Source organism: Burkholderia sp. BCC1972, from assembly GCF_905339605.1.
GTDB lineage: Bacteria > Pseudomonadota > Gammaproteobacteria > Burkholderiales > Burkholderiaceae > Burkholderia.
In genome coordinates this window covers 71,602-91,507 of record NZ_CAJPGH010000023.1, presented here as the reverse complement: position 1 = coordinate 91,507, position 19,906 = coordinate 71,602, and the positions used below count along the sequence as shown (strand labels likewise).

At 65.2% G+C, this 19,906-nt stretch carries 20 protein-coding genes and 1 pseudogene; 10 read left to right on the top strand and 11 right to left on the bottom strand.

Annotated features, from left to right (window positions below):
- Nucleotides 1-204: 204 nt before the first annotated feature.
- The 7 genes from rpsF to U5798_RS27570 all read left to right on the top strand — a co-directional run bounded on the left by rpsF (nucleotide 205) and on the right by U5798_RS27570 (nucleotide 4,983).
- Nucleotides 205-579 carry a 30S ribosomal protein S6 gene (gene rpsF / locus U5798_RS27600; protein ID WP_124450336.1) on the top strand — a complete coding sequence of 125 codons (375 nt, stop codon included), beginning with the start codon at nucleotides 205-207 and terminating at the stop codon, nucleotides 577-579.
- A 40-nt stretch (nucleotides 580-619) separates the two neighbouring features.
- A complete protein-coding gene (gene priB / locus U5798_RS27595; protein ID WP_034188684.1) occupies nucleotides 620-919 on the top strand; it encodes a primosomal replication protein N in 300 nt (99 codons plus the stop codon).
- Between the two features lie 4 nt (nucleotides 920-923).
- A complete protein-coding gene (gene rpsR, locus U5798_RS27590) occupies nucleotides 924-1,199 on the top strand; it encodes a 30S ribosomal protein S18 (protein ID WP_006486248.1) in 276 nt (91 codons plus the stop codon).
- Nucleotides 1,200-1,226: 27 nt separating this feature from the next.
- Nucleotides 1,227-1,679: a 50S ribosomal protein L9 gene (rplI, locus tag U5798_RS27585; protein ID WP_021156519.1), complete on the top strand. Its 453-nt coding sequence runs from the start codon at nucleotides 1,227-1,229 to the stop codon at nucleotides 1,677-1,679.
- Nucleotides 1,680-1,814: 135 nt separating this feature from the next.
- Complete coding sequence (locus U5798_RS27580; protein ID WP_006486249.1) at nucleotides 1,815-3,197, top strand: replicative DNA helicase; 1,383 nt, start codon at nucleotides 1,815-1,817, stop codon at nucleotides 3,195-3,197.
- A 138-nt stretch (nucleotides 3,198-3,335) separates the two neighbouring features.
- On the top strand, nucleotides 3,336-3,962 hold the full coding sequence (locus U5798_RS27575; protein ID WP_034188683.1) for a DUF47 domain-containing protein: 627 nt from the start codon (nucleotides 3,336-3,338) through the stop codon (nucleotides 3,960-3,962).
- A 10-nt stretch (nucleotides 3,963-3,972) separates the two neighbouring features.
- Entirely contained in the window at nucleotides 3,973-4,983 is a 1,011-nt protein-coding gene (locus tag U5798_RS27570; RefSeq protein ID WP_046543500.1) for an inorganic phosphate transporter, read from the top strand.
- A gap of 150 nt (nucleotides 4,984-5,133) precedes the next feature.
- Here U5798_RS27570 and U5798_RS27565 read toward each other — a convergent pair whose 3' ends face one another.
- Nucleotides 5,134-6,228 (bottom strand): C40 family peptidase, encoded by a 1,095-nt coding sequence (locus U5798_RS27565; protein WP_322083802.1) that lies wholly within the window; start codon nucleotides 6,226-6,228, stop codon nucleotides 5,134-5,136.
- A gap of 237 nt (nucleotides 6,229-6,465) precedes the next feature.
- Complete coding sequence (locus U5798_RS27560; RefSeq protein WP_322083801.1) at nucleotides 6,466-8,268, bottom strand: PhoH family protein; 1,803 nt, start codon at nucleotides 8,266-8,268, stop codon at nucleotides 6,466-6,468.
- Between U5798_RS27560 and U5798_RS27555 the strand changes: the two are divergent.
- Nucleotides 8,164-8,417: pseudogene (locus tag U5798_RS27555) on the top strand (hypothetical protein); the annotation flags it as partial. The gene U5798_RS27560 and the pseudogene U5798_RS27555 overlap by 105 nt on opposite strands.
- A gap of 185 nt (nucleotides 8,418-8,602) precedes the next feature.
- Here the strand turns inward: U5798_RS27555 and U5798_RS27550 are convergent.
- The 9 genes from U5798_RS27550 to U5798_RS27510 form a co-directional block, all read right to left on the bottom strand.
- Nucleotides 8,603-9,064 carry a peroxiredoxin gene (locus U5798_RS27550; protein WP_034207483.1) on the bottom strand — a complete coding sequence of 154 codons (462 nt, stop codon included), beginning with the start codon at nucleotides 9,062-9,064 and terminating at the stop codon, nucleotides 8,603-8,605.
- Between the two features lie 109 nt (nucleotides 9,065-9,173).
- The gene (locus U5798_RS27545) at nucleotides 9,174-10,070 is read right to left on the bottom strand and encodes a polysaccharide deacetylase family protein (RefSeq protein WP_124450330.1); all 897 of its coding nucleotides are present in this window, start codon (nucleotides 10,068-10,070) and stop codon (nucleotides 9,174-9,176) included.
- A gap of 13 nt (nucleotides 10,071-10,083) precedes the next feature.
- Entirely contained in the window at nucleotides 10,084-11,139 is a 1,056-nt protein-coding gene (locus U5798_RS27540; protein ID WP_059233974.1) for a bifunctional UDP-4-keto-pentose/UDP-xylose synthase, read from the bottom strand.
- Nucleotides 11,136-12,083: a formyltransferase gene (locus U5798_RS27535; protein WP_124450328.1), complete on the bottom strand. Its 948-nt coding sequence runs from the start codon at nucleotides 12,081-12,083 to the stop codon at nucleotides 11,136-11,138. Before U5798_RS27535 ends, U5798_RS27540 begins: the two co-directional genes overlap by 4 nt.
- Nucleotides 12,080-13,117, bottom strand: coding sequence for a glycosyltransferase (locus tag U5798_RS27530; protein WP_124450326.1), 1,038 nt, complete (start codon nucleotides 13,115-13,117; stop codon nucleotides 12,080-12,082). The genes U5798_RS27535 and U5798_RS27530 overlap by 4 nt, the downstream gene beginning before the upstream one ends.
- A 6-nt stretch (nucleotides 13,118-13,123) precedes the next feature.
- Nucleotides 13,124-14,275 carry a DegT/DnrJ/EryC1/StrS aminotransferase family protein gene (locus U5798_RS27525; protein ID WP_322083800.1) on the bottom strand — a complete coding sequence of 384 codons (1,152 nt, stop codon included), beginning with the start codon at nucleotides 14,273-14,275 and terminating at the stop codon, nucleotides 13,124-13,126.
- 130 nt (nucleotides 14,276-14,405) lie between these two features.
- The gene (locus U5798_RS27520) at nucleotides 14,406-14,777 is read right to left on the bottom strand and encodes an SMR family transporter (RefSeq protein ID WP_153488433.1); all 372 of its coding nucleotides are present in this window, start codon (nucleotides 14,775-14,777) and stop codon (nucleotides 14,406-14,408) included.
- Between the two features lie 13 nt (nucleotides 14,778-14,790).
- Nucleotides 14,791-16,467, bottom strand: a complete 1,677-nt coding sequence (locus U5798_RS27515) for a glycosyltransferase family 39 protein (RefSeq protein WP_124450320.1) — start codon at nucleotides 16,465-16,467, stop codon at nucleotides 14,791-14,793.
- 123 nt (nucleotides 16,468-16,590) lie between these two features.
- Nucleotides 16,591-16,965, bottom strand: a complete 375-nt coding sequence (locus U5798_RS27510) for an Mth938-like domain-containing protein (protein ID WP_059645648.1) — start codon at nucleotides 16,963-16,965, stop codon at nucleotides 16,591-16,593.
- Between the two features lie 316 nt (nucleotides 16,966-17,281).
- Between U5798_RS27510 and U5798_RS27505 the strand changes: the two genes are divergently transcribed.
- On the top strand, nucleotides 17,282-18,520 hold the full coding sequence (locus tag U5798_RS27505) for a pyridoxal phosphate-dependent aminotransferase (protein ID WP_124450316.1): 1,239 nt from the start codon (nucleotides 17,282-17,284) through the stop codon (nucleotides 18,518-18,520).
- 53 nt (nucleotides 18,521-18,573) lie between these two features.
- Entirely contained in the window at nucleotides 18,574-19,902 is a 1,329-nt protein-coding gene (locus tag U5798_RS27500; protein ID WP_124450314.1) for a homoserine dehydrogenase, read from the top strand.
- The last annotated feature ends 4 nt before the right edge of the window (nucleotides 19,903-19,906 follow it).

Here is a 19,906-nt window from a genome sequence, read left to right as displayed (position 1 = left end):
TTGCCTTCGGACCCCGATAAAAAAGAGCCGACGGGCGGGCGCGGGTATCGGCCCGCCGTTCAAGTCTTTGAAAACATGGCCGAATCCGCGCGCCGATCGTTGATTGGCCTTGCATGCGCCCCGTAATCGGGTTAGAATCTTCGGCTTCTCACTTGCCACACCGGTTCAGACGCCCGGGTGGCTTTAATCCACAAGGAGTGTGTAATGCGTCATTACGAAATCGTCTTCATCGTGCACCCGGATCAAAGCGAGCAAGTGCCCGCGATGATCGAGCGCTACAAGTCCACGATCACGTCGCACGGCGGTCAGGTCCACCGTGTCGAAGACTGGGGCCGTCGCCAACTGGCCTACATGATCGAGAAACTCGCGAAGGCTCACTACGTCTGCATGAACATCGAGTGCGACCAGACGACGCTCGACGAACTCGAACACGCGTTCAAGTTCAACGACGCCGTGCTGCGTCACCTCATCGTCAAGATGAAGAAGGCCGAAACCGGCCCGTCGCCGATGATGAAGGAAGTTCAGCGCGAAGAAGCCAAGAAGGCGGCTGCAGCTCAGCCGACCGAAGCGCAGGCTTAAGTTCGTCATTCATTAAGCCATCAAGGAGCGCGCCACTCTCGTGAACAGGTTGCAATTGACGGCGAGCGTCGTCGAACGCGCACCGGTGCGATATACGCCGGCAGGTGTTCCGATCGCTAGCGCCACATTGCAGCACCGCACGGAAGTCGTCGAAGCAGGCATTCCCCGTCAGGTCGAAATGACGATCGAGGCGGTGGCGGCCGGTGAGGCGAGCGGCAGGCTGGAAAGTCGTGAAATGGGCGTCGAAACGCTGTTCACGGGCTTCCTGGCCAAGAAAAGCCGCAACGCGAGAACCTTGGTGTTTCACATCACAGCATTGCAGGACATTGGAAAGGACTGAAATCATGCCCCGCCCGACTGGTAAGAAATTCGACAAGCGTCGTCAGCAACAAAACCCGCTCTTCAAGCGCAAGAAGTTCTGCCGTTTCACGGCTGCCGGCGTCGAGCAGATCGACTACAAGGACACGGAAACGCTGAAGGACTTCATCGGCGAAAACGGCAAGATCACGCCGGCTCGCCTGACGGGTACGAAGGCGCACTATCAGCGTCAGCTGGATACGGCCATCAAGCGTGCGCGTTTCCTCGCGCTGCTGCCGTACACCGATCAGCACAAGGCGTAATCAGGCGACGCAATAAGGAGAATTCGAATGCAAATCATTCTGTTGGAAAAAGTCGCCAATCTGGGCAACCTCGGCGACATCGTCAAGGTCAAGGACGGTTACGCTCGCAACTTCCTGATCCCGAACCGCAAGGCTCGCCGTGCAACGAAGGAAGCGATCGCCGAATTCGAAGTTCGCCGCGCTGAACTCGAAAAGATCGCCGCTGAAAAGCTGGCAGCATCGCAGGCAGTCGGCGAGAAGCTGAACGGCCAGTCGTTCGAAATCACGCAGAAGTCGGGCGTTGACGGCCGTCTGTTCGGCTCGGTCACGAACGGCGACGTCGCTGAACTGCTGAAGAAGGCAGGTTTCGAAGTCGAGAAGCTGCAAGTTCGCATGCCGGAAGGCCCGCTGAAGATGATCGGCGAGCACAACGTCCAGGTCGCGCTGCACACGGACGTCGTCGTCGACGTCACGATCAACGTGATCGGCGACCACGCGTAAGCGTATGCAAGCTTTCCGGGCGGCTTCCGCCGTCCGGACAAGGGCAGGCGCCCGGGCAACCGGGGCCTGCCTTTTTTATTGCCCGATCGCCTGAGCGGTAGCGCTGCAGCGATCTATTCGCGATAATCCCAACCCATGAACGCGCCGCAAGATCCCCAAATCGAATCGCTGAAAGTCCCGCCGCATTCGGTCGAAGCCGAACAGTCGGTGCTCGGCGGCCTGTTGCTCGACAACGCGGCATGGGACCGGATTGCCGATTTCCTGTCGCAGGGCGATTTCTACCGCTACGACCACCGGATCATCTACGAGCACATCGGCCGCCTGATCGCGTCGACGCGCCCGGCCGACGTCGTGACCGTGTACGAAGCGCTGACCACGTCCGGCAAGGCCGATGACGTCGGCGGGCTCGCGTACCTGAACGCGCTCGCGCAGAACACGCCGAGCGCCGCGAACATCCGTCGCTACGCGGAAATCGTGCGCGACCGCGCGGTGTTGCGCCGGCTCGTGTCGGTCGCCGACGAAATCTCGGCCGACGCATTCAATCCGCAGGGCAAGGAAGTTCGCCAGCTGCTCGACGAAGCCGAGTCGAAGGTGTTCTCGATCGCGGAAGAAGGCGCGCGCGGCAACCAGGGCTTCCTCGAGATCGGCCCGCTGCTCACGCAGGTGGTCGAGCGCATCGACACGCTGTACCACACCGCGAACCCGAGCGACGTCACGGGCACGCCGACGGGCTTCGTCGACCTCGACCGGATGACGTCCGGGATGCACGGCGGCGAACTGATCATCGTTGCAGGGCGCCCGTCGATGGGTAAGACCGCGTTCTCGATGAACATCGGCGAATACGTCGCGGTCGAGTACGGGCTGCCGGTCGCGGTGTTCTCGATGGAAATGCCGGGTACCCAGCTCGTGATGCGTATGCTCGGCTCGATCGGCCGGCTCGACCAGCACCGGATGCGCACGGGCCGCCTGACGGACGAGGATTGGCCGAAGCTGACGCATGCGGTGCAGAAGATGAGCGAGGCGCAGCTCTTCATCGACGAGACGGGCGGCCTGAACCCGATGGAATTGCGTTCTCGCGCGCGGCGTCTGGCGCGGCAATGCGGCAAGCTCGGCCTGATCATCGTCGACTACCTGCAGCTGATGTCGGGCTCGTCGCAGGGCGAGAACCGCGCAACCGAAATCTCGGAAATCTCGCGATCGCTGAAGAGCCTCGCGAAGGAGCTCGACGTGCCGGTGATCGCGCTGTCGCAGCTGAACCGCGGCCTCGAACAGCGCCCGAACAAGCGCCCGGTGATGTCGGACTTGCGCGAATCAGGCGCAATCGAGCAGGATGCGGACGTGATCCTGTTCATTTACCGTGACGAAGTCTACAACCCGGACAGCCCCGACAAGGGCACGGCCGAAATCATCATCGGCAAGCAGCGTAACGGCCCGATCGGCCCCGTTCGGCTCACGTTCCTGGGTCAATACACGAAGTTCGATAACTTTGCGGGGGCGCAGACGTTCTACGGCGAGTAACGCCGCTTGTAAAGCCCTAAATCGCCAAACGTTGTATCCAATCCCGGCGCGTGCATGTGCGCGCGTCGCGTCGCGACCGAAAACGGTACAATGTCGCCCGTTTTCGTGACAGTAGTTTGACAATCTCTCAGGAATCCCATGTTCGGTCGATTCATGCCCACCGAGGGCAAGTTCTTTGAACTCTTCAACGCGCACGCGAAGCACATCGTTTCCGGTGGCCGCGAGCTCGAACTGCTGATCGACAATCTCGCCGACGCCGAGATTCACAAGCAAAACGTGCAAACCGCCGAGAAGGCCGCCGACAAGCTCACGCACGAGGCGATCGATCTGTTGCACAAGACTTTCATCACGCCGCTCGATCGCGACGAGATCCACAAGCTGATCACGACGATGGACGACATCCTCGACCTGATGGAAGACGTCGCGACGGCCGTGTCGCTGTACGACGTGCGTTCGGTCACGTCCGAGGCGAGCCAGCTCGCGCACATCGTCACGCAGTCGGCGCAGCACGTGCAGCAGGCGGTCGGGTTGCTGTCCGACATGAAGCAGTCGGCACAAATCCTCAAGCAGTGCGAGGAGATCGACCGCTGGGAGTCGGAGGCCGATCGCGTGCTGCGTGCGGCGATGTCGAAGCTGTTCCGCGAGGAAGACGACGTGAAGACGCTCATCAAGCTGAAGGCGATCTACGAGCTGCTCGAAGAGATCACCGACAAGTGCGAGGACGTCGCGAACATCATCGAAGGCATCGTGCTGGAAAACGCCTGAGCGGACCACGATGCATTCGATACAACTCGCCCTATGGATGGTCGCGGCACTCGTGCTCGTCGCGCTCGTATTCGACTTCATGAACGGCTTTCACGACGCGGCGAACTCGATCGCCACCGTCGTGTCGACCGGGGTGCTGAAGCCCCAGCAGGCCGTCGTGTTCGCGGCCGCGTTCAACGTGATCGCGTACTTCATCTTCCACCTGAAAGTCGCCCAGACCGTCGGTAAAGGCACGATCGACCCCGAGATCGTCGACCACTACGTCATCTTCGGCGCGCTGGTCGGCGCGATCGGCTGGAACGTGATCACGTGGTACTACGGGATTCCGTCGAGCTCGTCGCACGCGCTGATCGGCGGCCTCGTCGGCGCGGCGCTCGCGAAGTCGGGCTGGAGCTCGCTGAACATCGACGGGCTGCTGAAGACGATCGCGTTCATCTTCATTTCGCCGCTGCTCGGCTTCATCCTCGGTTCGCTGTTCATGCTCGGCGTGTCGTGGCTGTACTTCCGTACCGCGCCCAGCAAGGTCGACCGGCGCTTCCGGCGGCTGCAGCTGCTGTCGGCCGGCCTGTACAGCCTCGGCCACGGCGGCAACGACGCGCAGAAGACGATCGGCATCATCTGGATGCTGCTGATCGCGAGCGGCTACGCGTCGGCCACCGCCGATGCGCCGCCCGCGTGGGTGATCGGCGCATGCTACCTGTCGATGGGCCTCGGCACGCTGTTCGGTGGCTGGCGCATCGTGCGCACGATGGGCCAGAAGATCACGAAGCTCAAGCCGGTCGGCGGGTTCTGTGCGGAAACCGGTGGCGCGATGACGCTGTTCCTCGCGTCGTTCCTCGGCATCCCGGTGTCGACCACGCATACGATCACCGGCGCGATCGTCGGCGTCGGCGCGACGCAGAAGCTGTCGGCCGTGCGCTGGGGTGTCGCCGGCAACATCGTATGGGCGTGGGTGCTGACATTGCCGGCAGCCGCGCTGTTCGCGGCCGGCGGATGGTGGCTCGGCCACCAGATCTTCTGATCGTCGACGCAGCAGGTTCGATATCCGATGCGCCGCAAGCCGAAAGGCTGCGGCGCATTTTCTTTTGGAGCAGGGGCGTTTCAGGCGGAGCAGGCAGGCGCGGCGGCAGATGCCGGCGGCGATACCGGCCGTCGGGGTTCGGGCGACCGGTCAGTAACTGCCGTTCGCAAATCGCGCGATCGGATCGTCTGCGGTGCCGGTACGCGGGCTGACGGGCGCGGATTGCGTCGACGCGCGCAATACCTGCACGGGGGCAGGCTCGATACTGCGTGGAGCAGCGGATGCAGCGGCGGGCGGCGGTTCGGCATCGAAGGCGGCAGCCTGGGCGGCCGTCAGCGCCGTCGTCGGAATCTGCGTGCCGGATTCCGCCGCGGTGATGGGCACTGAATTGGCCGTCATTGCGGTCGGGCCGTCATTCACCGACGTCGCCTGTTGCTGCGCGGCCTGCATACGCGGCGGCGGCGGTTCGTACGGATCGGCGGCCGGGGCCGCAGGTGCGGCTGCGGCGGTCGTCACGATCGGTGCGGCCGGGACCGCCGGAGCGGGCGCCGGCGCCTGCGTTGCTCTCGCTTGCGACGAAGCATACGCGGGCGGCCGCGACGCAGCGGCAGTCACGACCACTGGGGCGGGTGCTGCTGCCGGCGCGTTGCGCGGCTCGTCGCGCTTCGCCTCGTAGGTCGGCGCATCGAACGGCGTCGGCGCCGTGCGCGGCGGCGCGACGCGGCGAATGCCGTCGAAACGCTTGGCCCAGTACGGGTTCGTCAGGTAGTCGAGCCGCACGGTGCCGCCCGTCGACGGTGCGTTGACGAAGCGCAGCTTGCCGACATAGATGCCGACGTGCGAATGCGGCCGCCCGGTCGTATTGAAGAAAATCAGGTCGCCCGGCGCGATTTCCTCGGGTTCGACCGACACGCCGCGGCCGCTCATGTCGGCGGTCGTGCGCGGCAGGTTCACGTCGGCCGCGCGGCCGATCACGTAGCGCACGAGCCCGCTGCAGTCGAAGCCGCTCGTCGGCGTGTTGCCGCCCCAGCGATACGGGATGCCGACGAGGCTCATCGCCTGGATCGAGATTTCTTCCTGGCCGACGCTGTGATCGACGAATTTCGGGAAATTGGCGGGAGCGGGGAACGCGCGCGGCGTCGTGATCTTCATGCCCGACGCGGGACGCGATGCCGACTGCTGCGGCACGCTGGAGCAGGCCGCAAGCAGGGAAACGATGGCAACGGGAACCCAGATTCGAAGCATGGCGAGGCGGGCGAGCGCGGCGCGCTCGCGAATCGTATGACAACAGACAGACCAGATGGTAGACGGTCCGACGGGGCTTAAGCAACCATTCCTGAGAATTTACTTGAAGTTTCGCGCGTAAACTGCGTTGTTGCGTGACGAAGCGTTACTTTTGTCTTCGACCCCAAATAAAAACGGCGCTCCGTTTCCGGAGCGCCGCGAGGCGTCGACAGCCGGCCGACCGGCCGGCTTGCGGTATTACAGGATGTCCGACGCGTAGTCGGCAAGCCGCGAGCGTTCGCCGCGAGCGAGCGTCACGTGGCCGCCGTGGCCCCAGCCCTTGAAGCGGTCGACGACGTAGGTCAGGCCCGAGCTGCCTTCGGTCAGGTAAGGCGTGTCGATCTGCGCGATGTTGCCGAGGCACACGATCTTCGTGCCGGGGCCCGCGCGCGTGACGAGCGTCTTCATCTGCTTCGGCGTCAGGTTCTGCGCCTCGTCGATGATCAGGTACTTGTCGACGAACGTGCGGCCGCGCATGAAGTTCATGCTCTTCACCTTCAGGCGCGAACGGATCAGCTCCTGCGTCGCGGCACGGCCCCATTCGCCGGCCGCGTCGTCGGTTTTCTGCAGCACTTCGAGGTTGTCGTCGAATGCACCCATCCACGGCTGCATCTTCTCTTCCTCTGTACCGGGCAGGAAACCGATGTCCTCGCCGACGGGCACGGTCGCGCGCGTCACGATGATCTCGTTGTAGCGCTTGTCGTCGAGCACCTGCGCGAGGCCGGCCGCGAGCGCGACGAGCGTCTTGCCGGTGCCGGCCTGGCCGAGCAGCGTGACGAAGTCGATCTCGGGGTTCATCAGCAGGTTCAGCGCGAAGTTCTGCTCGCGGTTGCGCGCGGTGATCCCCCACACGTTGTTCTTGTGGTGGCTGTAGTCGCGCAGCGTCTGCAGCAGCGCCGTCTTGCCGTTCAGTTCGCGGACGATCGCATGGAACGTCGGCTCGCCGTTCTGCGGCTCGAAATAGACGAACTCGTTGACGAGCATCGACGCGACGAGCGGGCCCGTCACGCGGTAGTACGTGGTGCCCGTCTTCGTGTCCTGCCAGCTCTCCATGCCCTTCGCGTGCTTGGTCCAGAAGTCCTGCGGGAGTTCGCGCACGCCGGAGTAGAGGAGATCCTTGTCCTCGAGCACCTGGTCGTTGAAGTAGTCTTCCGCGGGCAGGCCGAGCGCATGCGCCTTGATCCGCATGTTGATGTCTTTCGACACCAGCACGACCTGGCGGTCGGGCCGGTCGCGCTGCAGCGCGCGCACGACGCCGAGGATCTGGTTGTCGGCCTTGCCTTCGGGCAAGCCTTCGATCGGCGCGATGTCGGCGAGCTTCGTCTGGAAGTACAGGCGGCCGAGCGCCTCGCGGCTGCCGAGGCGCGACAGCGGGATGCCGTCCGAGATCGGGCCGCCATCGGCGACGAGCGCGTCGAGCGTGCGGCTGACCTGGCGTGCGTTGCGCGCGACTTCGGACATCCCCTTCTTGTGGTTGTCGAGTTCCTCGAGCGTCATCATCGGCAGATAGACGTCGTGTTCCTCGAAGCGGAAGAGGCTGCTCGGGTCGTGCATCAGCACGTTGGTGTCGAGCACGAACAGTTTCTGCAGTTCGGCTTCGGCGGGCTTGCGGCTGCGCGACTTCGTCGCGGCACCGGCGTCGCGCACGGGTGCGGCGGCCGGTTTGCCGGCGGCCGGCTTGTCGTTGCGTGCGACGACCGGCGCCGCGGGTTCGGCGGGGGCCGGCATCGGCTGCAACAGCGCGGCCGTCTGCCTGGTCTTGCGGCCGCGTGCGGGTGCGCTCGCGGCATCAGGCGCCGAAGACGCGACGGCACGCAGCGGCGCGGCCGTGTTCGCGGCTTCGATCATCGGTTGGGCCACGCTGGCCGGACCATAGTCACCGGCTGTGGATGCGTCCCCTTCGGCGGATTTCTTCGCGGCTTTCGCGGGCCGCGCTTTCGCCTTGTATTCGTCGGGCGGCAGCAGGCTGCCGAGCTTGCTGGGGGGGGTAGGCAAAGGCATGGTGTCCCTCGGGAGGAATCGTGTCGCATGGCGTGCGCCGCTGATCGCATCCTGCGTGACGTAGACGCATGCAGTTTGCGCGCGGTGGCGCACAGGAAGTTCGTCTAGCCGGTTCGCCTAAGTGTCGATCAGCTCCTCGATGCGGTTAGGGCCGGACCGGGAGGGCCGGCGCGCAATCCATAAAAAAAGCCGCTGCCCCGTCGACAGGGGCATGCGGCTCGGCTGATATCGTCGTGATGCGCGTCAGGTGCCGGGAAGCATCGCATCGAGCACCGGCGCAGCTACGAGAAATATGGGGCGAACTGGCATTCATTGCGGCCCAATATAACGCGCCTCAAAGCGCTTGTACAGCCTTTAGCACGTCGTCCACGTGACCCGGCACCTTGATGCCGCGCCATGCCTGGCGGAGCACGCCGTCGGCGTCGATCAGGAACGTCGAGCGCTCGATTCCGCGCACTTCCTTGCCATACATTTTCTTCATCTTGATGACATCGAACAGCGCGCACAGCGCTTCGTCGGCATCGGAGATGAGCGGGAACGGCAGTTCGAGCTTTGCCTTGAAATTGTCATGCGAGCGCAGGCTGTCGCGCGACACGCCGATGACTTCCGCACCGGCTTTCTTGAACTTCGGATAGAGATCGCGGAACTGCAGCCCCTCGGTCGTGCAGCCCGGCGTGTTGTCCTTCGGATAGAAGTACAGCACGAGCTTCTTGCCTTTCAGGTCGGACAGCGAAATGTCGCCGCCCGTGGCCGGTGCGGTGAAATCGGGAACTTGACGGTCAACTTCGACAGACACGTGTTTCTCCTGTTGTTATGGAAAGGCGCCGCTGCGACGGCGCTGTGCGGCGGGGCGCCGCCGCAGCACGGCCAAGCGCGCTGCGGGCGACGCCGGCTCGCGCGCGAACTCAGTCGGGCTGGACGATCAGTTCGCCGGAGCGGCCGGGGATTTCGCCCCACGTGACAGGGTACGATGGCAGCGAGTCGCGGTCCAGCGTCGCGTGGTAGTCACCCATCGTCGCAAACGTGTGGCCCTGCGCGCGCCAGCCGGCGAGCAGTTGCTCGAACACGGGCGCGAGCTTCTGGCCTTCCAGTTCCGCATGCAGCGTGAAGACCTGGTCGTGCGGATTGGTTTCGGTGAACTTGAGGATGTGCGCGGCGACGTTGTGCGTGTCGACGCCGTCGATGCCGAGCACTTCGTCGAGCGTCGGCAGCGTGGTCGGCATCTGCACGTGCGACAGCGTGCGGCCGCCGACGACGGGCAGGTACGGCGAGTGGCCGCGCCCGTCGGATGCGTAGCGCATCCCCCATGCATCGATCTGCTCGAACGCCGAATCGTTCATCTGCCAGCCGGCCGCGCCGTGCGTGACGGGCGGTGCGCCGAAAATCTCGATGAAGCGCGCGTGAGACTTCTGCATTTCACGCGCGGTCCAGTCGCGATCGCGCGCGCGGACGTTGTCCTGCCAGTACACGTGATCCCACGTGTGGATCCCGCATTCGAAACCGGCCTCGTGGATCGCGCGCATGTCGGCGATCGCACGGCGGCCGATGTCGGGGCCCGGCAGCAGCACGCCGTACATCAGCTGCTTCACGCCGTAGTGTTCGACCACCGACGTGCGCGACACCTTCTTCAGGAAGCCCGGGCGAAACACGCGCCGCAGCGCCCAGCCCGTGTGATCGGGCCCGAGGCTGAAGAGGAAGGTCGCGCGCGCACTGAAGCGGTCGAAGATGCGCGCGAGATTGGGCACGCCTTCGCGCGTGCCGCGCAGCGTGTCGACGTCGATCTTGAGGACGATACGAGCCAAGCGAGCGTCCCGGTCAGCCTTGCTGTTCGACGAGCGCGCGCGCGTCGGCGACGTGGCCGCGATACGCTTCGAAGATGTTGCGCAGCGCGTCGTCGAACGTCGCCTGCGGCGCCCAGCCGAGCTCCTGCATCGTGTTGTCGATCTTCGGCACGCGGTTCTGCACGTCCTGGTAGCCGTTGCCGTAGTAGGCGCCGGACGTCGTTTCGACGAGCTTCACTTGCTTGGCCGAATCGGCGTACTCGGGGTATTCCGCGGCCAGTTCGAGCATCTTGTGCGCGAGTTCGCGAACCGAGAAGTTGTTCTTCGGATTCCCGATGTTGTAGATCTTGCCCGACGCGACGCCGTCCTTGTTCTCGATGATCTTCATCAGCGCGCTGATGCCGTCGCCGATGTCGGTGAACGCGCGCTTCTGCGAGCCGCCGTCGACGAGGCTGATGTTCTCGCCGCGCACGATGTGGCCGAGGAACTGCGTGACCACGCGCGAGCTGCCTTCCTTCGGCGTGTAGATCGAGTCGAGGCCCGGGCCGATCCAGTTGAACGGGCGGAACAGCGTGAAGTTCAGGCCTTCCATCCCGTAGCCCCAGATCACGCGGTCCATCAGCTGCTTCGAGCACGCGTAGATCCAGCGCGGCTTGTTGATCGGGCCGTAGGTGAGGGCCGATGCGTCCGGATCGAACTGCTCGTCCGAGCACATGCCGTAGACCTCGGAGGTCGACGGGAACACGAGGTGCTTGCCGTACTTGACGGCCGAACGCACGATCGGCAGGTTCGCCTCGAAGTCGAGTTCGAACACGCGCAGCGGCTGCTGGACGTAGGTGGCGGGCGTCGCGATCGCGACGAGCGGCAGGATCACGTCGCACTTCTTCACGTGATACTCGACCCACTCCTTGTTGATCGTGATGTCGCCTTCGAAGAAATGCATCCGCTCGTGGTTGACGAGGTCGCCCAGCCGATCGGTCTGCATGTCCATGCCGAACACTTCCCAATCGGTGGTTTCAAGAATGCGCTTCGACAGGTGATGGCCGATGAAGCCGTTCACACCCAGGATCAGGACTTTTTTTGCTTTCATGAATGACGGGAAGAATGAATGAACTGCGCGAATTCCGCGGGCGTCACGACGGTTTCGCTGCCGTCGCGCTGCTGCCACAGCTCGAGAATGGATAGGGCGCGGCTGTCGCCGCAGACGCCGAATAGCGCATTATCGCTTACGTGCAGGCCGGGCGGCAAATCTGCCGCGGCGGCCGCTGCCGCGCTGCCGGGCGCCGCGAGGCGCGCGCGCGCGATCACGAAACGCGTGCCGGCGACGTCCGTGAACGCGCCCGGATACGGGGGCGCGACCGCGCGCACCAGGTTGTAGACCTGTGCGGCCGGTTTCGACCAGTCGACGCGGCCGTCCTCGGGCTTGCGCCCGCCGTAGTAGCTGCCGGTCGACAGGTCGTTCGGCAGGTGCGCGGCCTCGCCCGCGAGCAGCGCGGGCAGCACGCGCCAGAGCGTCTGCTCGGCGGCCACCGTGACCTTGTCGAACACCTGCGTGGCCGTGTCGTCCGGCAGGATCGGCACCGCGGTCTGGCCGATGATCGCGCCCGCGTCGGGCTTCGCGGCCATCTCGTGCAGCGTCGCGCCGGTCTCGGTCTCGCCGTTCAGCACGGCCCAGTTGGTCGGAACCCGACCCCGGTATTTCGGCAGCAGCGAACCGTGCATGTTGTACGCGCCGCGCGGCGCGATCGCGAGCAGGTCCACCGGCAGCATGTGCCGGTAGTAGAACGAGAAGATGAAATCGGGCCGGGCATCCGACACCGCGCGGCGCAGGGCCGGATCGGCGGGATCGGCCGGCGTGACGACCGGAATGCCGTGCTCGGCCGCCACGGACGCGACGCTGCCGAACCAGATGTTCTCGTTCGGGTTGTCCTCGTGCGTGACGACGAGCGCGACGTCGACGCCGCGCGCGAGCAGTACCTGCAGGCAGCGCACGCCGACGTTGTGATACGCGAAGACGACCGCGCGCGGCTTCATTGCGGCGCTCCCGTGCGGTTCGTGCCGGCCGGCACCGGCGGCATGCCGTCGTGCTGCTCGAGCACGGCCTGGATCAGGTAGCGGGGACGCGCGCGCACCTGCTGGTAGATGCGGCCGACATACTCGCCGAGTAGGCCGAGCGCGAAGATGATCACGCCGAGCAGGAAGAACGTGATCGCGAACAGCGTGAACACGCCTTGCACTTCCGCGCCGACGATGAAGCGGCGCACCAGCAGCAGCACGAACAGCGCGGCGGAGCCGAGCGACAGGATCACGCCGATGAACGACAGCCACTGCAGCGGCACGACCGAGAAGCCGGTCACGAGGTCGAAGTTCAGCCGGATCAGGCTGTACAGCGAATACTTCGATTCGCCCGCGAAGCGTTCCTCGTGCGCGACCTCGATTTCGGTCGGCTTCTGCGCGAACGTGTACGCGAGCGCGGGAATGAATGTGTTGACTTCGCCGCACACGTTGATCGTGTCGATGATGCGGCGGCTGTACGCGCGCAGCATGCAGCCCTGGTCGGTCATCTTGATGCGCGTGATGCGCTCGCGCAGCCGGTTCATCATCTGCGACGCCTTGCGCCGCCACAGGCTGTCCTGGCGCTGCTTGCGGATCGAGCCGACGTAGTCGTAGCCCTCGCGCATCTTCGCGATCAGCTTGCCGATTTCCTCGGGCGGATTCTGCAGGTCGGCGTCGAGCGTGATGACGATCTCGCCGCGCGACTGCGCGAAGCCCGCGAGGATGGCCATGTGCTGGCCGTAGTTGCCGTTGAGCAGCACGACACGCGTCGTGTCGGGCCGTACGTGGAACTGATCGGCGAGCATCGCGGCCGAGCGGTCGCGGCTGCCGTCGTTGATCAGGATCACTTCGTACGACGTGTCGAGTGCGTCGAGCGCCGGATACAGCCGCGCGAACAGCGCGGCGAGGCCGTCTTCCTCGTTGTACACGGGGATGATGACCGATACTTCGGGCCGGCCTGCGTCCTGGTGCCCGGCGACCGGATGTCCGGCGCGTGCTTCAAGATGACTCATGTACGCTTATTTTCCGTATTGTTCGCAAATCTGGTTGATGGCGTCGACCACGCGACGCACGTCGTCTTCCGTCATCTGCGTGAACAGCGGCAGCGTGACGGTCGACGCGCCGTACCGTTCGGCGTGGGGGAACATGCCCTCCTTGAAGCCGCGTGCACGGTACAGCGTGAAAAGATGGATCGCCGGGTAGTGGATGCCCGTGCCGATGCCGCGTTCCTTCAGCTGCGCCATGAACTCGGCGCGCGTGATCGTCAGCCGCTCGAGCGGCAGCGTGATGAGGAACATGTGCCAGTTGCTGTTCGCGAAGTCGGCGACCGGCAGGCCGACGCCGAGCTTCGCGGCCGCGCTGCCGTCGAACGCGGCGAAATACGCACGGGCGAGCGCGCGGCGCTGCGCGGTGAAGCGGTCGATGTGCGGCAACTGGCCGAGGCCGACGCGGGCGGCGACGTCGGTCAGGTTGTACTTGCCGCCGAGCACGTCGCAATCCATCCCGTCGAAGCCGGTGCGCGTGATGCCCTGCAGCCGGTACTTCTGCGCGAGCGTCGCTTCGTCCTCGTTGTTCAGCACGAGTGCGCCGCCTTCGATCGTCGTCAGGTTCTTGTTCGCGTGGAAGCTGAACGACACGAGGTCGCCGAGCGCGCCGATGCGCTTGCCGTTCCAGGTCGAGCCGAACGCCTGTGCGGCGTCTTCGATCACGCGCAGCTTGTGCGCGCGCGCGATCGAGTACAGGCGGTCCATGTCGACCGGCAGGCCGGACAGGAACACCGGGATGATCGCCTTCGTGCGCGGCGTGATCGCCTGCTCGAGCTTGTCGAGATTGATGTTGCGCGTGACGGGATCGATGTCGGCGAACACGGGCGTCGCGCCCGTTTCGATGATCACGTTGCTGGTCGAGACCCACGACGCCGGCGTCGTGATCACTTCGTCGCCGGCACCGACGCCCGCGATGCGCAGGCCGATCTCGAGCGTGCAGGTGCCCGAATTGAACACGCGGACCGGACGGCCGCCGCAGTACTCGGACAGCGCTGCCTCGAACTTCTGGCTCTGCGGGCCGGTGGTGATCCAGCCCGAGCGCAGCACGTCGACGACGCCCTGGATGGTTTCCTCGTCGATTTCCGGGCGGGTGAACGGCAGAAACGGAGCGGTAGTCTGGCTCATGAACGCGTTGGCCTGTAATGGCGTGTAATAAAAGGGTCGGGCGATCCCGCCCGAAACCGGCATTAAACACCGGTTGGCGGATTCGCACCGTGATTTTTTGTAGGCGGGCGCTTAACGCCGCGGGGCATGCTCAGCTGCGCGCGAGCACGAGCACCCCGATCAGGATGATGCCGATCCCGATGAGCCGCTGGACGGACAGCACTTCGCCGAACAGGTACCACGCCGCGAACGCATTCACGACGTAGCCGAGCGACAGCATCGGGTACGCGATCGACACGTCGACCCGCGACAGCCCGAGAATCCAGACCACGACGCTCAGCACGTAGCAGCCGAGGCCGCCGATGATCGGCAGCTGGGTCGCGATCTTCAGGCCGACAGGGATAATGTTCGCACGGCTGAATTCGAAGTGCCCGACGGCGTTGACGCCGGCCTTGAGCAGCAGCTGCGCAACGGCGTTGAGCATCACGCCGGTGACGATGCACACAAGTGAAACGGGATTCATGCGATGGGCGTCCTTACGATTGCGGTTTCTCGACGATCACGCGGCGGTTGTCGCGCGCGACCACGCGCATCGGCACGCCCTGCTTGACCAGCGTGTCGTACTGGCCGGGCGGCATGATCGCGAGTGCATGGGTTTCCTGCTTCCAGCGCGTGACCCATTCGTCGACCGTCGGAATCCATTTGTTCGGCTCCATCGAGATCCCGAACGCGAGCTCGTCCTGGCGCTGGACCATGATCGTCGTGTGGCCCATGTAGAACGGGAACGTGTGGTCGAGCATCTCGACCGAATAGAACGGCGTGTCGGGCGGCAGTTTCGCCAGTTCGGCGCGCACGGCGGGCGCGAGCAGCGCGCCCGAGCTGTAGCGGCCGAATTCGTCGTGCCCGGTGCCGCCGATCGTGCCGAACGCGAGCCAGGCGGCGCCGAACGCGGCGATCGCGGCCGCGACGCCCGTGCGGCGGTTCAGCCACGCGGCCGCGAGCGTCAGCGCGGCCGAGACCGCGAGGCCCGCGTACAGCCACATCTGGAATGCGCGGTACAGCGCGTTCGGCGTACGGGCATCGCCCAGGTACGCGAGGAAGATGATCCCGAACGCCGCGGCGACGAAGAACACGAGGTAGCCGAGCAGGTGGCGGCGGAACCGGTCGGCCGTCATCAGCGGCAGGTACGCGCCGATGATCAGCGCGAGCGCCGGCGCGACCGGCAGCACGTACGAGATCAGCTTCGAGTGCGACGTGCTGAAGAACAGGAAGATGAAGGCGCTCCAGATCAGCAGCACCAGCATCGGCGAGAAGCCGTTCGGCTGGCGCGGCATCCGCAGCGCATGGCGGATGCTCTGCCACGCGACCGACAGCCACGGCAGGAAGCCGACCAGCAGCACCGGTACGAAGTAGTACACCGGGCCCGGGCGGTTCTGTTCCGGGGTCAGGTACCGGCGGAACTGCTGGACGATGAAGAAGAAGTTGAAGAATTCGGGGTTGCGCTGCTGGACGAGCACGAACCACGGCGTGACGATCGCGAAGAAGATCACGAGGCCGCTGACGAGGTACAGGCGCTTCCACAGTGCCCAGTCGCGCGCGATCAGCGTATAGAGCACGAGCACGGCGCCGGGCAGGATCAGCCCGACGAGGCCCTTGGACAGCACCGCGAACGCCATCGCGGCCCAGCATGCCCACATCCAGCCGCGCACGGCGGCCGGGCGCAGCCCGGGCTGTTGCGCGAGCAGCAGCGAGCAGAGCGACAGCGCCATCCAGAACGCGAGCCCCATGTCGAGCGCGTTGAAGTGGCCCATCAGGTTCCAGTACGGCGAGCTCGCGAGCACGACGGCCGCGAGGAAGCCCGACAGCGGGTTGAACAGGCGCGCGCCGGTGTAGCCGACGAGCAGGATGCCGGCGAAGCTCGCGACGGCCGTGTAGAGGCGCGCCTGCCATTCGCCGATGCCGAACCACGCGAACGTGAGCGCATTCAGCCAGGTCTGCAGCGGCGGCTTCTCGAAGTACTTGTAGCCGTTGTAGCGCGGCGTGATCCAGTCGCCGGTGACGAACATCTCGCGCGCCATCTCCGCGTAGCGGCCTTCGTCGCTCGGGATCAGGTGGCGCAGCCCGAGCGGCGCGAACCAGACGATCGCGAGCGCGACGAGCAGGAGGACGAGCGTGATGCGATTGAGCGGTAGCCTCGACGGCGTATCGTTCATGGATTTTCAGCCTGTTGGTTGTTGTGACGGGCCGCCGGCGGATTGCGCCGGGGCGGGCGGCCTGGCCGGGCCGATCGAAGGGATCGACCCGTTGCGCCGGCCCGAGTTTTACCGCATCCGGGATTAACGTTCAATTAAGAGCGCGGCGGCGACTTTGCGGCCCTCGGCCATCAGGATGTTGTAGGTGCGGCAGGCCGCCTGGAAATCCATCGTCTCGACGCCGATCCGCTTGGCCGTGAGCGCCGCGACGAGGCGCGGGTGCGGGAAGCGCAGCCGCGCGCCGCTGCCGAAGATCACGAGCTCGGGCGTCGGATCGAGCAGCATCGCGAAATGCTCCGGCGCGAGCGCGTCGAACGACGCCACGGGCCATGCCTGGACCGGCGCGCCGGGCAGCACGATGACGCTCGTTTCATGGCGTTCGAGATTGACGTCGACGTAATCGGGGCCGTAGCCGGTGACGGTGTTGAGCGCGCCGCTCGTGTCCTGGTGCAGTTTCAAATCGGTATTCCGCGGTTCCGAAGGGGAATGGTTCGCAGGGCCGAAGCGGCCCGGATGGCCGGTTTCACGCGCCTGGCCGCGCGGGGACGCCTGACGGCGCGGGCCCGGCGCGGCTATGGTGCATTGCGAAAGTCGGCCAAAATCCGCTAAATTATAACTTTTTGGTCGCCCCCGGGCGCCACTTGCGTCGTGCGTCGCCACAAGCCGCGTCCGACCGCCCGCTTTTTCCCAGTCTAGACAGCGCGCACAGACCGGCCGCTTTCCAGTTTTGATCCCGTCCCCCCGGCCGCAAGGCCAACCCAGGAACCGTGTCGTCGTGAAACCGATTCAGAAGTCGAACAAGCTGCTCAACGTCTGCTACGACATCCGTGGCCCGGTGCTCGAGCACGCGAAGCGCCTCGAGGAAGAAGGCCACCGCATCATCAAGCTGAACATCGGCAACCTCGCGCCGTTCGGTTTCGACGCGCCGGACGAGATCATCCAGGACATGATCCGCAACCTGCCGGCGTCGTCCGGCTATTCGGATTCGAAGGGCGTGTTCTCGGCGCGCAAGGCCGTGATGCACTACACGCAGGAAAAGGGCGTCGTGGGCGTCGGCCTCGACGACATCTACATCGGCAACGGCGCGTCCGAGCTGATCGTGATGGCGACCCAGGCGCTGCTGAACGACGGCGACGAAGTGCTGCTGCCCGCGCCTGATTACCCGCTGTGGACGGCGGCCGTGAGCCTGTCGGGCGGCACGCCCGTGCACTACGTGTGCGACGAGCAGAATGCGTGGATGCCCGATCTCGACGACATCCGCAGCAAGATCACGCCGAACACGAAGGCGATCGTCGTGATCAACCCGAACAACCCGACGGGCGCGCTTTATTCCGACGAATTGCTGCTCGAGCTGATCGACATCGCGCGCCAGCACGGGCTGATCGTGTTCGCCGACGAGGTCTACGACAAGATCGTCTACGACGGCCTCGAGCACACGGCGATGGGGGCGTTGTCGGAAGACGTGATCACCGTCACGTTCAACAGCCTGTCGAAGAGCTATCGCTCGTGCGGCTACCGCGCGGGCTGGATGGCCGTGTCGGGCCTCGGCGGCGACAACCGCCGGCGCGCGAAGGATTACCTCGAGGGACTCGGCATCCTGTCGTCGATGCGCCTGTGCGCGAACGTGCCCGGCCAGTTCGCGATCCAGACGGCGCTCGGCGGCTACCAGAGCATCAACGAGCTGATCGTGCCGAGCGGGCGCCTGTACAAGCAGCGCGAGCTCGCGTACGACATGCTGACGTCGATCCCGGGCGTGACCTGCGTGAAGCCGCAGGCCGCGCTGTACATGTTCCCGCGCCTCGACCCGAAGCTCTACCCGATCCAGAACGACCAGCAATTCATTCTCGACCTGTTGCTCGAAGAGCGCGTGCTGCTGGTGCAGGGCACGGGTTTCAACTGGGCGACGCCGGACCACTTCCGCGTGGTCTTCCTGCCGAACCTCGACGACCTGACCGATTCGATCAACCGGATCGCACGCTTCCTCGACGGCTACCGCAAGCGCCATTCGGTCTGAGCGGGCAGCGTCACACGGAATTCATTACTACTTACTCATCGATCACACGCAGCATGGAACCGATCAAAGTTGGCCTGTTGGGCTTCGGCACGGTGGGCAGCGGCACCTTCACGGTGCTGCGCCGCAACCAGGAAGAAATCAAGCGACGCGCGGGGCGCGGCATCGAGGTGGCGCGCATTGCCGTGCGCAACCCGGCCAAGGCGCAGGCTGCGCTCGGCGGTGACGCCGCCGCCGCACAGATCACCGACGACTTCAATGCAGTCGTCGACGATCCGTCGATCGCGATCATCGCCGAGATGATCGGCGGCACGGGCATCGCGCGCGAGCTCGTGCTGCGCGCGATCGCGAACGGCAAGCACGTCGTGACGGCGAACAAGGCGCTGCTCGCGGTGCACGGCACCGAGATCTTCGAAGCCGCGCGCGAGAAGGGCGTGATGGTCGCGTTCGAAGCGGCCGTCGCCGGCGGCATCCCGATCATCAAGGCGCTGCGCGAAGGCCTGACCGCGAACCGCATCCAGTACATCGCGGGCATCATCAACGGCACGACCAACTACATCCTGTCGGAAATGCGCGACCGCGGGCTCGACTTCGCGACCGCGCTGAAGGCCGCGCAGGAACTCGGCTACGCGGAAGCCGATCCGACCTTCGACATCGAAGGCGTCGACGCCGCGCACAAGGCGACGATCATGAGCGCGATCGCGTTCGGCGTGCCGGTGCAGTTCGACCGTGCCTACGTCGAAGGCATCAGCAAGCTCGACGCGACCGACATCCGCTACGCGGAAGAGCTCGGCTACCGGATCAAGCTGCTCGGCATCACGCGCCGCGCCGAAAACGGCATCGAGCTGCGCGTGCACCCGACGCTGATCCCCGAGAAGCGCCTGCTCGCGAACGTCGAGGGGGCGATGAACGCGGTCGTCGTGCACGGCGACGCGGTCGGCACGACGCTGTACTACGGCAAGGGCGCGGGCGCGGAGCCGACCGCATCGGCCGTGGTCGCGGATCTCGTCGACGTCACGCGCCTGCACACGGCCGACCCGGAGCATCGCGTGCCGCATCTCGCGTTCCAGCCGGACAGCCTGTCGAACACGCCGATCTTGCCGATCGAGGAAGTGACGAGCGGCTATTACCTGCGCCTGCGCGTGGCCGACCAGACCGGCGTGCTCGCCGCCATCACGCGCATCCTCGCCGAATCGGGCATCTCGATCGACGCGCTGCTGCAGAAGGAGTCGGAGCAGGTCGACGGTGCGAACGGCGAAACCGACATCATCCTGATCACGCACGAAACGGTCGAGAAGAACGTCAATGCGGCGATCGCGCAAATCGAGAGCCTCGCGACGGTCGTGTCGAAGGTGACGAAGCTGCGCATGGAAGCGCTGAACTGAGGAC